Here is a 15,244-nt window from a genome sequence, read left to right on the forward strand (position 1 = left end):
AGCGAGGATCGAGCCGATCCTGCCTTCCTCGCTTCGATCGTTCACGAGCAGGGGACGATGGCCCTGCTGCTCGCTCAGCACCGGGCAGCGATGGAGGGGGAGAGGCTGGTCCTCCTTCCAGCAGCCGAGCTCCCCCAGGAATGGCTCGACGGACTTGTGGTGTACCTCGGGCGTGTGCCCGAGGATGCGCGGCTGGCCGCGGAGGGGGCAAGCGGCCTCCAGATCGGTTCCGACGTCGTCCTCGTCGTCCTTCCCGAGCCCATAGAACCAATTGCGGGCGTCATGTCCGAGCCGGCGACCACTGGTGCGGGGCTGCTTCCCCGAGGCGCCCAATGGCTGGGCTTCCGGGAAGTCGGCGCCGCCATGCATCCCTTCGAGGCGGGCGTCCTGCTCGAAGCGAATGCGATCGCCAACTGGCACGGGACCCACCCGCGTTGTCCCCGCTGCGGGGCGCCTACCGACATCGTTTCGAGCGGCTGGGTACGTGTCTGCAGTCAGGACGGTTCCGAGCACTTCCCGCGGACCGACCCGGCGATCATCGTCACAGTCGTGGGCCCGGATGGCCGGGTTCTGCTTGGCCGCGGCGCGCGAATGCACTCGACGATGTTCTCCACCCTCGCAGGCTTCGTCGAACCCGGCGAGTCCCTCGAGCAGGCGGTCGTCCGTGAGATTGCAGAAGAGGTGGGAGTCCGGGTCTCTGCCTGCCAGTACCTCGGATCGCAGCCGTGGCCCTTCCCAGCGTCGCTCATGCTCGGTTTCACTGCGCGCACGGAGGACACGGTGGCGAGGCCCGACGGCGAGGAGGTGGTCAGGGCGCGGTGGTTCGACCGGGAGGAGCTCCAGGACGCCGTCGCGGCAGGGGAAGTCACCCTCCCCACGCGCGCGTCGATTTCACGTGCCCTCATTGAGCATTGGTACGGGGGGCCGATAGAGGATCGGGCCCCCGAACAGGCGCGGGTATGACGAGCGAAGTCCAGTCGCTCGAGGACCGGTTGCTGGGTGGACTCGACGACGAGCAGCGGACGGTCGCAACAACGCTTCAAGGCCCCCTCTGTGTCCTTGCAGGAGCGGGCACCGGCAAGACCCGTGCCATCACCCATCGGATCGCCTATGGCGTCCATGCCGGGGTCTATCAGCCGCAGCGTCTTCTCGCCGTGACGTTCACCTCCCGAGCCGCTGCGGAGATGCGGAGCCGTCTGCGGGATCTCGGGGTCGGCGGGGTGCAGGCTCGGACGTTCCACGCTGCCGCCCTCCGGCAGCTTCAGTACTTCTGGCCACAGGCGGTCGGCGGCCAGCTCCCGGGTCTGCTTGAGCACAAGGCACAGGCCATTGCCGAGGCGGCCAGGCGGCTCCGTCTGACCGTGGATCGCGCAGCCATCCGGGATCTCGCTTCGGAGATCGAATGGGCGAAGGTTTCCATGCTCACCCCCTCCACGTATCTGCAGGGGGCGGCGGGCCGTGGTGAGCCCGGCGGTCTCCAGCCCCCGACCGTGGCCCGGCTTTTCCAGGCGTATGAGGACGTCAAGATCGACAGGAATCTCATCGACTTCGAAGACGTCCTCCTCGTAACGGTCGGGATTCTGCAGGAGGATCCGAAGGTCGCCGCCGAGGTCCGCGAGCAGTATCGGTACTTCGTAGTCGATGAGTATCAGGACGTCTCGCCTCTCCAGCAGCGTCTCCTCGAGCTCTGGCTCGGAGGACGCGAGGAACTCTGCGTCGTCGGCGACGCGAGCCAGACGATCTACTCTTTCACTGGGGCGACGTCAGCCCACCTTCTCGAATTCGGTCAGCGCTTCCCGGCCGCAACCGTCGTGAAGCTGGTGCGTGACTATCGTTCGACCCCTCAGGTGGTCGATCTCGCGAACCGTCTCCTGGGAGCACGCCGCAGCAGCGGACCGGCCGCTGACCGGCTTTGGGCCGAGCCACTCCAGCTCTTGGCCCAGCGGCCCGCAGGGCCCGCTCCAGAGTTCGCGGAGTGCTCTGACGACGAGGCGGAGGCAGCCGCCGTCGCCCAGCGAATCTCCAAGCTTGTCGCGGCGGGCACGGAGCCGAAGGATATCGCGGTGCTGTTCCGCACCAACGGACAGTCCGAAGCCTTCGAGCAAGCGCTCACCGCCGCTGGGATCGGCTACCAGTTGCGCGGCGGCGAGCGGTTCTTCAACCGGCGTGAGGTCCGTGACGCCCTTCTCCAGCTCAGAGGTGCGGCCAGGACACAGCCAACCGGCATTTCGCTCGGCCAAGCCGTCCGCGACGTGCTCTCCTCGCTCGGCTACGCGGACACCGCCCCGTCGGGAAGCGGCGCCACCCGAGAACGCTGGGAGTCCCTCTCTGCGCTCGTCGCGCTCGCGGACGAGCTTTCGGCCAGCCGGGGGGAAGCCTTCGGCATGCCCGAGTTCGTCCTCGAGCTGCATGAGAGGTCTGCCGCCCAGCACGCCCCCGCCGTGCAAGGGGTCACTCTCGCCTCGCTGCACGCTGCCAAGGGTCTCGAGTGGGATGCCGTCTTCCTCGTCGGCTTGAGCGAAGGGCTAGTGCCAATTTCGTTCGCTGATACGCCGACTACGGTCGACGAGGAACGCCGCTTGCTCTACGTCGGGATCACGAGGGCGCGCGAGTTCCTTCACCTCTCGTGGTCGCTGTCCCGGACTCCTGGCGGCCGAGCGCACCGTCGCCCGTCGCGCTTCCTTGACGGGCTGCGGCCGGGGAGCCTGCGCACGACGGCGTCCGCGGCCGGAAGTTCTTCGGCTCGCCGGCGGCGGGAGTACCGAGGCCCGGCCGTGTGCCGGGTGTGCGGGACGGTTCTCGAATCGGGTGCCGAGCGCAAGGTCGGGCGCTGTGCCGACTGTCCGCCGTCGTACGACGAAGGCACCTTCGAGTCGTTGCGCGCGTGGCGCCTTGAGCAAGCTCGCGAGGCCGACGTGCCCGCCTTCGTCGTGTTCACGGATGCCACGCTCACTGCCATCGCGGAGGCAAGGCCCGGGAGCCTGGACGATCTCGCCAAGGTCGCAGGGGTGGGCAAGGCGAAGCTCGAACGGTATGGCGACGCCGTCTTGGAGCTGCTCCGTGGCGCCTGACGTCTCCCAGCCCAACGGCTCTCCGCCCGTCGAAGTGCGCCGCTCGGCACGGCGCCGCAAGACGGTGAGCGCCTTCTGGGAGGGCGGAACCGCCGTCGTTGCCATCCCGGCCCGATTCACAAAGGTGGAGGAGAAGCTGTGGGTCGAGCGGATGGTCCAGCGTCTAGAGCGGGACAGGTCTCGCCGAGGCGGGCCCCGCAGCGATCAGGAACTCATGGCACGCGCCGCCGAGCTCTCGGGGAGCTTCTTGGAAGGACGTGCCCGCCCCGAGACCGTCCGGTGGGTCACGAACCAGTCGACCCGATGGGGTTCATGCACCCCGGGGGAGCGGAGCATCCGGCTATCTCACCAGCTTCAGGGGATGCCGCAGTGGGTCGTCGACTACGTCCTCGTGCACGAGCTCGCGCATCTGCTGGTCGCCGGGCATACCCCAAGATTCTGGGCCCTCGTCGAGCGCTATCCGCGGACGGCGGAAGCGAAAGCGTTCCTGGCGGGCGTCTCGTTCGCGGCCTCGCGGGGCCTTACGCCAGAGGGCCCTCCGGCCTAGAATCTGGCGCATGAGCCAGCTTCCAGCCGGGTACGCGAAGTTCCTCGAGGGTCGCACCAACGACTTCATCGAGACGGTCCGACCAGTACTGCTCCAGTCAGCCGCGGACGGGCTGTACGGGGTGCGAGTCGTCGTCAACGAGCCTCACGCGCTGCAGGCGCTCGTCGATGATCGGATCCCGTTCGGGACGATCGTCGAGGACGTCGACTAGAACCGCCCGAAGCCCTTCGCTCGGCCGAGGCGCCGCCCTAAGCGCCGCCTCGGCCTGTTCGAGGTCACGCCCCGGCGAGCGGTTCCCCGCCGTCGTCGTCCTTGCCGGAGTGTTCGCCGGACTCGCCCTCGGAAGTGCCGTCCGCGGGCTTCTCGGCGTCCTGCGATTCTGCCGGTGCCGATCCCTCAGCGCCCGCTTCCTGCTCGCTCGCAGCCTCGGCTGGGTGGTCGAATCCGCCCGCGAGCAGCTTCTCAAGCGCCGCGTCGACTTCGGTCTCCTGAGCCTCCGCCGCAGAGCGCCGCGAGCTGAAGCCGTTGGGATCGTCGAGATCCTCGGCGGTCGGGAGGAGGTCCGGGTGCTTCCAGATGGCGTCCCGGCCCGCCACGCCACGTTCCTGCTTGAGCGATGCCCAGAGCTGGGCAGCGTCGCGCAGCCGCCGCGGACGGAGCTCGAGGCCAACGAGGGACGCGAAAGCGTGCTCAGCAGGGCCACCCGTGGCCCGGCGCCGTCGGACTGCCTCGCGGAGCGCGGGGGAGGAAGGCAGGACGTTCTCGGTGGCCGCCGCGGTGAGCTCATCGACCCACCCCTCGACGAGGGCGAGCGCAGTTTCGAGCTTCGCGAGGGCAGCCTCTTGGCGCGGCGTCCGCTCAGGCGTGAAGACGCCGCCCTGGAGCGCTTCCTGGAGGGACTCCGGGTTCCGCGGGTCGACTTCGCGCGCGACCTCTTCGATCCGCGAGATGTCGATGTGAATGCCCCGGGCGTAGTCCTCGACGGCGCCGAGGAGGTGCGCGCGAAGCCAGGGGACGTGCATGAAGAGTCGGGCGTGTGCCGCTTCGCGGACCGCCAGGTAAAGCCGCACGTCACCTTCAGGCAGGCCGAGGCCTTCGCCGAACTTGGCGACATTGGCGGGCAGGAGCGCCATTTCGAGGTCGACGAGCGGGACGCCGATGTCTGAGGCGCTCACGACTTCGCCGGAGAGCGCGCCGATGGCAGCCCCGAGCTGCATGCCGAAGATCGCCCCGCCCATGTTCTGAAGCATCGACGTCGCACCGCCGAGCATGCCCTTCATCTCTTCGGGCAGCTGCTCGCTGATGGCGGTCGAGAGAGCCGTGGCCACGCTGTTGGCGACCGGTTCGGTGAGCCGACGCCACGTGGCCATCGTCGCTTCGATCCATTCCGCACGCGACCAGCCGCGGCCGATGAGGCCCGTGGAGGGGAAATCGGTCACGTTGTCGAGCCAGAGCTCGGCGAGGCGGAGCGCTTCGTCTACGTCGCGGTTCTGAATCGCCGAGACCGAGGGGTCGGACGTCGCCGCGGCGGTGCGGCGCGCGTGCTCGTGCGCAAGCTGCCAGTTCACAGGTCCGTCCCCGGCCGAGGACATCATCATGGACTGGACCTGCTGGAACATCTGCTGGAGTACGGCAGGGTCGCTGGGAAGGCCTGCAGCCTTGGCAATCTCGGCAGGGTCGACCCCTTCGAGGCCTTCCCCGCCCATGAGCTTGGCGAAGAGTTCGGCGAGGGGGTCCTGGGGTTCCTCGCCGTTGCCCTGTGGCTTGTCCGGAGTGGTCATGACGCCGCCGATCACTTGGGAGGGAACGATCAACCTCACGGTACCGCTTGCGGACACGACTGTCTCCGCGCGCGACGCCCTTTCGCTCTGGGCACAGCGTGAGGTCGCGGCGCGACGTGAGCCCGAGGCGCAGCGTGGCGCGCCGGGGGCATTGCCGTCCCAGCGCGGACTAGGCTGGGGAGAGCGAATTCCTGAGCACAAGCGGCGCTCCCGCCGCGGAAAGGCGCGGCGTGAGCAGCAGCGTCCCCCCGGCCGCCGGCATCCCAGCGGACGACGGCGGTGCGCGTCCTCCTGAGGATTCCTCGCCGCGTGAGCGTCCCGGCGAGGAGGGGGACCGGTCGGGCGACGGCGTCGTCCGCCGGTCCCGACCGCGCACCGGGCGCGGACTCGTCGGGGCAGTTGCCGGAGTAGCGACGCTCGTCCTCGGCGGCATCGTCTGGGCTGCGCCGGTGCCGTACGTCGTCGAGCTTCCCGGGCCGGTCTACAACACCCTCGGCTCTGACAACGGCAAGGACCTGATCGCTATCCATGGCCACCAGACGTATCCAACGCAGGGCGCGCTCGACCTCACCACGGTGTACGTGGAAGGCGGCCCGAACTCGAACGTGAGTCTCCTGGGGCTCATCCGTTCGGCGCTGGATCCCTCGCAGTCGATCTTGCCCGTGGATGCGGTCTACCCGAAGGGGGTGACAACCCAGACGGTTTCCCAGGAAAACGCGCAGGAGATGCAGAGTTCGCAGGACAACGCGATCGCTGCAGCACTCAAGACTCTCTCGATCCCGTTTCAACAGCAGCTCAAGATCGCCTCGCTCGTTGACAACTCCGCGTCCGCCGGAAAGCTTCAGCCGCAGGACACGATTCTGAGCGTAGGGGGCCAGAAGGTCGATTCACTCACTGCAATCCAGCAGCTTGTGGCGAATTCGAAAGGCAGGCCGCTCGACGTCGTCTTCCAACGAAACGGTGCGCAGCACACGGTCTCAATCACGCCCCGCGATTCCGGAGGAGGCCATTACCTGCTTGGCTTCACGGTCGCGTACTCGTTCTCGTTCCCGTTCAGCGTGGACTTTGCACTGGACAGTGTGGGCGGACCGAGTGCGGGAATGATGTTTGCCTTGGGCATCATCGACAAGCTCACGCCCGAAAACCTGACGAACGGAAAGCAGATCGCCGGGACCGGAACCATCAGCCCAGACGGGTCCGTCGGGGAGATCGGCGGGATCGTGCAGAAGATGGAGGGTGCTCGGTCACAAGGAGCCACTCTCTTCTTGGCTCCTGCAGGCAACTGCGGCGAGGTCGTGGGGCACATCCCGAGTGGTCTCTCCGTGGTGAAGGTCGACACGCTCGACGCGGCGCGGCATGCGGTCGAGTCGTATTCGAAGGGAACGGATCCCGCGACGTTGCCGCAGTGCACGAAGTAGTTCGAAGCTGCGCGCCCAAAGCATCCGTCTCGCCGTCTCCGAATCGTTACCGCTCACCACGGAGCGGGTGGGAACTCCGTATCGGAGCGGGGCGTGCTTGACTTAGGCGAGGGCGCGCTGCGTCCGGACGCTCGGCGCGTCCTGACTGCTGCGCCCTGATGGTACAGAGCACTTGATGAAGGGGTAAACGTGACAGCCCGTCCAGAAGGCACCACTCCGCGACCCCTGAGGAAGAGGCGCGGTCCCCTCATCCCGACCATCATCATCGCGGTCGTGCTCGTGGTCGGCTTCGTGCTCTTCACCCAGGTCTGGACTGATGTCCTGTGGTTCCAACAGCTCGGCTACCTCGGGGTGTTCATCACCGAGAACGTCTCGAGAACCCTCGTCTTCCTCGTCGGTGCGCTCGGCATGGGCTTCGGCGTCTACGCCTCGATCCGACTCGCCTACCGTTCGCGTCCTGTCTACGCCCCCGACGGCGGCCCGCAGGACAGCATGAGCCGCTACCAAGCGCAGCTCGAACCGGTGCGCCGTGTCGTCATGGCTGGCGTGCCGATCGTCTTTGCGCTCTTTGCAGGTGCAGCGGCCGGGAGCCAATGGCAGAAGGTCGTGCTGTTCTTCAACCAGGTCCCGTTCGGGCAGAAGGACCCGCAGTTCGGGCTCGACCTGAGCTTCTACCTGTTCACTCTTCCCTTCATCGGGACGCTCGTCGGCTACCTCCTCAGCATCGTGATCATCGCCGGGATCGCCGGGCTCCTCACTCACTACCTGTACGGCTCCATCCGCATCAGCGACCGCGGTCTCTACACGTCGCGCGCGGCTCAACTGCACCTAGCTGTCAGCGGGGGGCTCCTGCTGCTCCTCATCGCGATCAACTTCTGGATCGACCGGTACGGGACGCTGCAGAATGCTGGCACCCGATGGGCTGGGGCGATGTACACGGACGTCAACGCCGTCATCCCGACCCAAGCCATACTCGCGATCGCTGCTGGGATCGTGGCCATCCTGTTCTTCATCGCAGCGGCGATCGGCCGCTGGAGGCTTCCGCTCATCGGAACAGCCATGCTCGTCATTACGGGCATTTTTGCGGGCGGCATCTACCCGTGGGTCATTCAGCAGTTCCAAGTGACACCGTCTGAGAAGACGCTTGAGGGACCGTACATCCAGCGGAATATCTCGCTGACCCGCGAGGCCTACGGCCTCGACAACGTTCAGGTCACTCCTTACAACGCAACCACCAATGCGGCCCCCGGTGCTCTCCAGCCGGACGCGCAGACTACCCAGAACATTCGGCTTCTTGACCCGACGCTCGTATCGTCGACCTTCCAGCAGCTCGAGCAGTACAGGCCGTACTATCAGTTCGCCCCGACGCTCAACGTTGACCGCTACAACGTGAACGGCACTACCCAGGACACCGTGATTGCGGTCCGCGAGCTGAATCTCAATGGCCTCAGCCCGGACCAGCAGTCGTGGTACAACACCCATGTCGTCTACACCCACGGCTATGGAGTGGTGGCGGCCTACGGCAACACGGCGACTTCTGACGGCAAGCCCGTATTCCTCCAGTCAGGCATCCCGACGACGGGCGCGCTCGGCACGGAGAGCTCGTACCAGCCCCGCATCTACTTTGGGCAGTACTCGCCCGATTACTCTATCGTGGGAGGGCCTTCCGGCTCCCAACCCCGTGAGCAGGACAAGCCGCAGGGCAATTCAGGAGACACTCTCTACACCTATACGGGCAATGGCGGCCCGAACGTGGGCAACTGGTTCAACCGTCTCATCTACTCCGTGAAGTTCCAGAGCACGGACCTCCTGTTCTCGGATGCCGTCAACTCCCAGTCTCAGATCCTCTACAACCGCGACCCTCTCCAGCGGGTCCAGCAGGTTGCGCCGTATCTGACGCTCGACGGGACCGCCTACCCGGCGGTGGTCGACGGGCGCGTGAAGTGGATCGTGGACGGCTACACGACGAGCCAGTACTTCCCGTACTCCCAACAGCAGCAGCTTCAGCAGGTCACGTCGGACTCGCAGACCGCAGCTGGCCGCAATGGCGCGCTCCCGCCGTCGAGCGTCAACTACATCCGCAACTCCGTCAAGGCGACCGTCGACGCCTTCGACGGTTCCGTCACGCTCTACGCGTGGGACGACCAGGATCCGATCCTCAAGACCTGGGAGAAGGTCTTCCCCTCCACGGTGAAGCCGATCTCGGATATGTCTGGCTCGCTCATGAGCCACGTGCGGTACCCGGAGGATCTCTTCAAGGTGCAGCGTGAGCTCCTGACCCGGTATCACGTGACTGATCCGGCGAGCTTCTATCAGAACGACGACGTCTGGAGCGTCCCGGACGATCCCACGAGCGCCTCCCAGAACGGCGGCAAGCAGCCGCCCTACTACCTGTCGCTGCAGATGCCGGGGCAGAAGACGCCGGCCTTCCAGCTGACTTCGAGCTTCATCCCCCAGACGGTGCAGGCGGGGAAGTCGCGCGACGTGATGTACGGCTACCTCGCGGCGGACTCGGATGCAGGCAACAAGCCGGGCGTCAAGGGGCCAGACTACGGGAAGCTGCAATTGCTCAGGCTCCCGACCGATACGAACGTGCCGGGGCCGGGACAGGTGCAGTCCCGCTTCGACTCCGACCCCTCGGTCTCGACCTCCCTCAACCTGCTAAGACAGGGAGCCTCGAAGGTCCAAGCCGGCAATCTGCTCACTCTGCCCGTCGGGGGTGGTCTGCTCTACGTCGAACCGGTCTATGTCCAGTCGACAGGCTCGACGTCGTACCCGACCCTTCAACGGGTTCTCGTCGCTTTCGGGGACAAGGTCGGCTTCGCCCCGACGCTTGACGAAGCGCTCAAGAGCCTCTTCGGCGGGAACGCGGGTGCTTCAGCGGGGGACGCCGGGAACAACTCGAGCGCGCCTCCGCAGTCGCCCCCCAGCTCGTCCACTGCGGCGACCAACGCGAATTCGCAGCTCAATCAGGCGCTTCAGGATGCGAAGAAGGCCCTGAGCGACAGCCAGACGGCCCTTCAGAACGGCAATTTCGCTGATTACGGTGCCGCTCAGCAGAGGTTGAGCGATGCAGTAACCCGGGCGCTTGCGGCCGAGGCCAGCCTGCAGGCGGCGCAGGGGCAAGGCTCATCGACGGCTCCGTCGACATCCTCGCCGAGTCCCTCATCCAGTCCGTCGGCGAGCCCCTCGCCGAGCCCGAGCGGCTGATCCTGGCCAGGCTCTCCACCGATTTGGCGCCAAGTTCACCTATTGGTAACGTAGTGAGTGCGCCGCGGGGTGGAGCAGTTCGGTAGCTCGCTGGGCTCATAACCCAGAGGTCGCAGGTTCAAATCCTGTCCCCGCAACCAGAGAAGAGGCCCGGGCCGACGTTGTCGGTCCGGGCCTCTTTGATTTGTCACTGGATCAGCGACTGGCGCCTGTCAGAGCTTGTCGAAGTCAGCTTCGTCGACGATCGGGTCGACGGCGCCCGAAGACTGAGTCTCCTTCCCGGCAGAGAGGGCAGCCTGCGAGGATCCTTGCTTGAGCGCAGCGAGTCGGGCCTCGACTTCGGTCTGCTCGCCGAGATCCTCGAGTTGGTTGAACTGGGCATCGAGGCTGCTTGCCGCGAGCTCCTGCTGTCCGCGGACCTTTGCCTCCTCCCGACGGACCTTCTCCTCGAAACGGCTCACCTCGCTCGTGGGGTCCATGATGTCGATGCTCTTGAGGGCGTCGTTCACCTGGCTCTGGGCCGCCGCTGTCCGGCTGCGTGCCACGAGTTCATTGCGCTTCGTGGTGAGTTCGTTGAGCTTGCCCTTCATCTGGTCCAACCCGGTCTTGAGTCGATCCACTACTTCGCTCTGGGACGCGATGGTGGGCTCTGCCGCCTTCGCCTCGTTCTCGGAGGAGATCTGGCGTTGCAAGGCGACTTTGGCGAGATTGTCGAACTTCTGGGCGTCAGCGGCATTTCCGGCGGCTCGGAACTCGTCCGCCTTGCGAGAGGCAGCGAGTGCCTTGTTGCCCCAGTCCTGTGCGGCCTTGAGATCCTCGGCGTGGTCATCCTGCAGCATTCGCAGGTTGCCGATCGTCTGGGCGATCGCCGACTCCGCTTCGGCGATGTTGTTGCTGTAGTCGCGGACCATCTGGTCCAGCATCTTCTGGGGGTCCTCCGCCTGGTCGAGCAGCGCACTGATGTTGGCCTTCGCCAACTGCGCGATGCGCCCGAAGATCGACTGCTTTGCCATGGTGTGGTGCTCCCTTCCCTGGCCCGGCATCGAGCCGCGGCCTCTTGTGGTCCTGTTCTCTCTGGCTCAGAAGCTTCCGCCGTCGCCGCCGAAATTGCCGCCGTCCCCGCCTCCGAAGCCCCCGCCGTCGCCTCCGAAGCCTCCGCCTCCGAAGCCTCCGCCGAAACCGCCGTCACCACCCCAGCCCCCGCCGCCCCAGCCGCCGCCACCGTGGTGGCCGCCGCGCAGGATGCTGTCGATGAGGATTCCGCCGAGGATCGCGCCTCCGATTCCGCCACCGTAGTTCCGGCCCCCACCCATGCCGAAGCCCCCGAACCCGGAGAACTGTTCGACGTCCTGCTGGGCGATCTGGGCGGCCTGCTGGGCGAGTGTTGTTGCCTGCTGGGCGTAGGCAAGCGCCGAAGTGGGGTCGCTCTGGGCGATGCTCAGGGCGTAGTCGAGGTTGCGCTGCGCCTCAGCGAGGCGGGTTCGAGCCTCTGTGCCGACCCCTCCGCGACGCGCCTCAATGTAGTCGCTTGTGGCACTGATCGAGTCCTGGCCCGTACGGATCGCCTGCTGGAGGGCGGCGGCTGCGCGCTGAGCCTGCTGTTCGCGATTGCGTACGCCCACCAGAACATCGTCGAGCTGCTGGTGCGCCTTTTCAATGCGTGCCAGAAGGGAGACAGGGTCGACCTTCGGGCCGGCGAGCTCTTGCTTGGCCTGAGCGAGGGCGGATTCGACACCAGCGATCGGGCCGGCCAGCTCCGTACGCGGCTGACTCTGGACCATGGCCTTCGCTTGGGCGAGGTCATTCTCAGTGTCGGCAATCGCGCTGTCCAGGCTCGTCCGCGCGCTCTCGAGGGCGGTCGAGGCCTTGTCGATCGCGTCGAGGAGGACCCCGCTCTGATGCAGAGCCTCTTCGGCTGCCCGAACAGAAACTGCCGCCGGCCCAGTTTCGTTGGCTGCGAGCTGCTGGCGCGCCTGCTCCGACGCGGACTCGACGAATGCGAGCCGATCCTTCGCCTGACTGATGTTGTCGGAAACCTGGCGGACTGCGGTCTCGGAGTAGCGCTCGCTCAGGGCTGCCAGGGTTCTCTCGGCCCCGGTGAGCCGGGCGGTGGCCTGTTGGACGCCTCCGGAGACGTTGTCGAGAGCGGCGGGAGCCGTGCGCTCGAGCTCGCGGAGCGCGTCGAAGTCTGCCTTCTGGTCGGCGAGCGACTGGATTGCCGCTTGCGAGCGGTTGATGATCTCGCCCAGCCAGGCGCGTTGCTGCTGCTCGGTGTCAGGAATGTGGTCGTCAAGCTGTTGCTGGAGCTTGAACGATTCGCTCAGCTGTCGTTTGGCATCGGCGAGGGCGCTTGTGAAGTTGCCCACGGCGTCGGCGCCGTAGGACGCCTCGGCGAAGCCAAGCTCCTGTTCGCTCGATTTGATGGTGTCGTCTGCCCGCACCAGGAGGGCACTGGCACGCTTGCGCAGTTCTTCGACTGGCACGCCGGCGAGCGGGTCGGAGGGGCCGCTTGGCGACGTCGTGCCGAGCGCGCGTGTCTTCCGGCGGCGGGAGAGGGCGTACACGCCTGCCGCGCCCGCAACGACGACGCCCGCGCCCACGAGGAGGGGAGTCGCGTCGCTGCCCGAGGAGACCGCCCCGCTGCCTCCGCCCGCGGCATCGCCCACGGCCTTGGCCGTGTCCACGGCGGCCTGCGCGTAGTCCTTCTTGCCATTCGCAAGGTTGGGCGTGATCGCATTCTGGAGGATGTTGCTGATCTTCGGATAGACCTTCGTGTTCGCTGTGCTGGCGGCGAGTTCATACTGGCCGGCCGTGGCGATGGTGAGGAGCACATCGGTCGTCCCCATTCCCTTGTTCTTCGCCACGGCCTGCGCCCAGGCCGCCCGGTCGCTCGGGTTGGTGAACGAATCGACGATCACGACGTAGAGGTTCAGCCTGTGCTGCGACAGGAGGTCCGAGATGGCGGCCTGCACATCCGATTTCCGCGTCCCAAGTGCGCCACTCGGATCGACGATGTTGGTCCCGGAAGGAATTGTCACGGGGTCCGTGGCCCATGCGGGCGTGGCCGCGGGCATCAACGCGAGTATCAATGCGCCGACGGCCGTCACGAGAGTCTTCAGCGTGGATCGCACTGCACAGCCCTTCACTCGGCTCCCGGGCGGTTGCCCCGGAAGGCCTCAGCGCCCCCAATCTCGGCCAAGTGCTGCAGGGACGCTGTGGCGTGTCGCTTCGATTCTAGGGGCGGCATTCTGCGGGAATCCACCGGCTCGAAGTGCGCCCCGAGCGAACAGGCCGAACGGCCGACGACGTAGGATCGTTGGGTTTTCGGGTGGGTCCCGGCTTTCGGCTGACTTCCAGATACCTCTCAGAAAACAAATGAGTCGCGCACAGCATCGCGGTCCATAGTTGTAGGCAGGACACGAAAGGATGAGGAGCATGAGCGAAACCCCAGAGAGCCCGACCCCGGACCGCGGTCAGGCGACAGAGGGCGGAGCGACGCCGGAACGTTCGAACGTCGCCCCGCAGGGCGCAGAGAGTCGGCCAAGCGCCGACACCGCGCCGACGGCACCGATCCAGGGTTCCGGCCAGCACTCGGCGCAACAGCCGAGCCAGGCCTCGGCATCGAAGCCGGGCCAGCCCTCGTCGGCTTCCACCCAAGGACAGTTCGGCCAGTCAGCGCCACGCTACGGCCAATACGGTCAGCCTGCCCAGCCGGGCCACGGACCGCAGCAGCAGGGCCAGTATGGACAGGGCCAGCCCGGCCAACAGGGCCAGTACGGGCAAGGCCAGTATGGGCAGGGCCAGCAGGGCCAGTCACCGTACGGGCGGCCGGCAAATCCTTACGGTCAGCCCTCCAGTCCTTACGGCCAGCAGTACCCCTACGGCCAGGGAGGAGGCCAAGGAGGTTCGTCCTTCGCGCCGCCCACCTCGGGCCGCTCGGGGCAACCGCGGCGGTGGGGCACTGGAGTGCTCGTCGCGGGCATGCTCGTCGCTGGGCTCATCGGTGGCGGGGTTGCGGCGGGTGGCTACTCGCTCGTCGCCCCTCGTGCTGCGTCTGTCGGAACGACCCAGAACAGCCCGGTCATCGTCAACAACCAGAACAGCGTCAACGCAGTGAGCGCCGCTGCTGCCAAGGCGTCCCCGAGCGTCGTCACGATTGGTGTCAGCTCCGGCAGCTCCCAAGGCACCGGGTCAGGCGTTGTCCTCGACAACTCCGGCCACATCTTGACCAACACGCACGTCGTCACGCTCGACGGGCAGGTTGCGAACCCGACGATCGAGGTCCGCACGAGCGACGGGAACGTCTATCCGGCAACCGTCGTAGGAACCGACCCGCTCGCTGACCTCGCCGTCATCCAGATCAAGGGTGCGAACCTGACGCCGATCACGATGGGCGACTCGAGCAAGATCAACGTCGGCGACACGGTCGTAGCCATCGGTGCGCCGCTCGGCCTTGAGAACACCGTGACGGACGGCATCGTCTCGACGCTCAACCGCACGATCTCGGTGGCTTCCTCGGCGGCTCCGCAGGGTGGAGACCAGCAGCAGCAGGGCCAGGGGCAAGGCGGGCAGGGCTTCCAGTTCGCACCTCCGTTCGGCCAGTCGCAGCAGTCTCAGGCTCAGAGCACGATCAGCCTCAACGTGATCCAGACGGACGCGCCCATCAACCCCGGGAACTCCGGCGGCGCACTGCTGAACACCAATGGTGAGCTCATCGGAATCAACGTCGCCATTGCGTCAACCGGCAGCAGCACGAGCAGCACGAGCCAGAGCGGAAGCATCGGCGTTGGTTTCAGCATCCCGATTGACTACGCGCAGCGGATTGCGCAGGAGCTGATCTCGAGCGGCAAGGCAACCCATGGCCTGCTGGGTGTCTCGGTCCAGCCGGCCGCGCCCAATGGGAACTCCAACTCGCAGTTCTCGGTGGGAGCCCAGGTCGCCCAGGTCACAGGTGGTGGCCCAGCCGACAAGGCAGGAATCAAGAATGGCGACGTCATCACCCACTTCGGTGACTACGCCATCGAAGATGCAAGCGGGCTCACCGCCGCAGTGCGTCAGACGGCGCCGGGCTCGACTGTGAAGGTCACGCTGAACCGCAATGGGCAGAGCATGACCGTCAACGTCACGGTGGGGACCGCCACCTCCTGATCCCCGAAGACCGGCAACCGGTGGGCGGGTAGTCCCAGAAGGCTCCGCTCGCGGCCCTTGTTGGGAACG

10 protein-coding genes and 1 tRNA gene are annotated in these 15,244 nt (G+C 66.5%); 8 read left to right on the forward strand and 3 right to left on the reverse strand.

Annotated elements, in window-relative coordinates:
* From nudC to LK10_RS19255, 4 genes are all read left to right on the forward strand, one after another.
* On the forward strand, positions 1-963 hold a 963-nt coding region (nudC, locus tag LK10_RS19240), incomplete at its 5' end, for an NAD(+) diphosphatase (protein ID WP_043127539.1).
* Complete coding sequence (locus LK10_RS19245) at positions 960-3,071, forward strand: ATP-dependent DNA helicase UvrD2 (RefSeq protein ID WP_043127543.1); 2,112 nt, start codon at positions 960-962, stop codon at positions 3,069-3,071. The genes nudC and LK10_RS19245, both read left to right, overlap by 4 nt.
* The gene (locus tag LK10_RS19250; protein ID WP_043127546.1) at positions 3,034-3,618 is read left to right on the forward strand and encodes a M48 family metallopeptidase; all 585 of its coding nucleotides are present in this window, start codon (positions 3,034-3,036) and stop codon (positions 3,616-3,618) included. Before LK10_RS19245 ends, LK10_RS19250 begins: the two co-directional genes overlap by 38 nt.
* A 10-nt stretch (positions 3,619-3,628) precedes the next feature.
* On the forward strand, positions 3,629-3,829 hold the full coding sequence (locus tag LK10_RS19255; RefSeq protein ID WP_043127549.1) for a hypothetical protein: 201 nt from the start codon (positions 3,629-3,631) through the stop codon (positions 3,827-3,829).
* 64 nt (positions 3,830-3,893) lie between these two features.
* On the opposite strand, the gene LK10_RS19260 is transcribed toward LK10_RS19255, so the two are convergent.
* Positions 3,894-5,399: a zinc-dependent metalloprotease gene (locus LK10_RS19260; protein ID WP_043127576.1), complete on the reverse strand. Its 1,506-nt coding sequence runs from the start codon at positions 5,397-5,399 to the stop codon at positions 3,894-3,896.
* Positions 5,400-5,629: 230 nt separating this feature from the next.
* Between LK10_RS19260 and LK10_RS19265 the strand changes: the two genes are divergently transcribed.
* From LK10_RS19265 to LK10_RS19275, 3 genes are all read left to right on the forward strand, one after another.
* Positions 5,630-6,817, forward strand: a complete 1,188-nt coding sequence (locus LK10_RS19265; RefSeq protein ID WP_231567852.1) for a YlbL family protein — start codon at positions 5,630-5,632, stop codon at positions 6,815-6,817.
* Positions 6,818-7,006: 189 nt separating this feature from the next.
* Entirely contained in the window at positions 7,007-10,027 is a 3,021-nt protein-coding gene (locus LK10_RS19270) for a UPF0182 family membrane protein (protein WP_081998696.1), read from the forward strand.
* A 63-nt stretch (positions 10,028-10,090) separates the two neighbouring features.
* Positions 10,091-10,167, forward strand: a tRNA-Met gene (locus LK10_RS19275).
* 72 nt (positions 10,168-10,239) lie between these two features.
* Here LK10_RS19275 and LK10_RS19280 read toward each other — a convergent pair.
* Together LK10_RS19280 and LK10_RS19285 are read right to left on the reverse strand one after the other, a co-directional pair.
* Positions 10,240-11,040 carry a PspA/IM30 family protein gene (locus LK10_RS19280; protein ID WP_043127567.1) on the reverse strand — a complete coding sequence of 267 codons (801 nt, stop codon included), beginning with the start codon at positions 11,038-11,040 and terminating at the stop codon, positions 10,240-10,242.
* A 66-nt stretch (positions 11,041-11,106) separates the two neighbouring features.
* Entirely contained in the window at positions 11,107-13,158 is a 2,052-nt protein-coding gene (locus LK10_RS19285) for a TPM domain-containing protein (protein WP_043127570.1), read from the reverse strand.
* 304 nt (positions 13,159-13,462) lie between these two features.
* On the opposite strand from LK10_RS19285, the gene LK10_RS19295 reads away from it, so the two are divergent.
* Positions 13,463-15,175 (forward strand): S1C family serine protease, encoded by a 1,713-nt coding sequence (locus tag LK10_RS19295; RefSeq protein WP_081998697.1) that lies wholly within the window; start codon positions 13,463-13,465, stop codon positions 15,173-15,175.
* Positions 15,176-15,244: the final 69 nt, after the last annotated feature.

It is taken from the genome of Sinomonas humi (assembly GCF_000802235.1).
Lineage (GTDB): Bacteria > Actinomycetota > Actinomycetes > Actinomycetales > Micrococcaceae > Sinomonas > Sinomonas humi.

Bases quoted from the DNA above. Each gene is read 5' to 3' on its own strand.
- LK10_RS19255 (WP_043127549.1), top strand. From the start codon at position 3,629: ATGAGCCAGCTTCCAGCCGGGTACGCGAAGTTCCTCGAGGGTCGCACC.
- LK10_RS19295 (WP_081998697.1), top strand. From the start codon at position 13,463: ATGAGCGAAACCCCAGAGAGCCCGACCCCGGACCGCGGTCAGGCGACA.
- LK10_RS19250 (WP_043127546.1), top strand. From the start codon at position 3,034: ATGGCGACGCCGTCTTGGAGCTGCTCCGTGGCGCCTGACGTCTCCCAG.
- LK10_RS19260 (WP_043127576.1), bottom strand. From the start codon at position 5,399: ATGACCACTCCGGACAAGCCACAGGGCAACGGCGAGGAACCCCAGGAC.
- LK10_RS19280 (WP_043127567.1), bottom strand. From the start codon at position 11,040: ATGGCAAAGCAGTCGATCTTCGGGCGCATCGCGCAGTTGGCGAAGGCC.
- LK10_RS19245 (WP_043127543.1), top strand. From the start codon at position 960: ATGACGAGCGAAGTCCAGTCGCTCGAGGACCGGTTGCTGGGTGGACTC.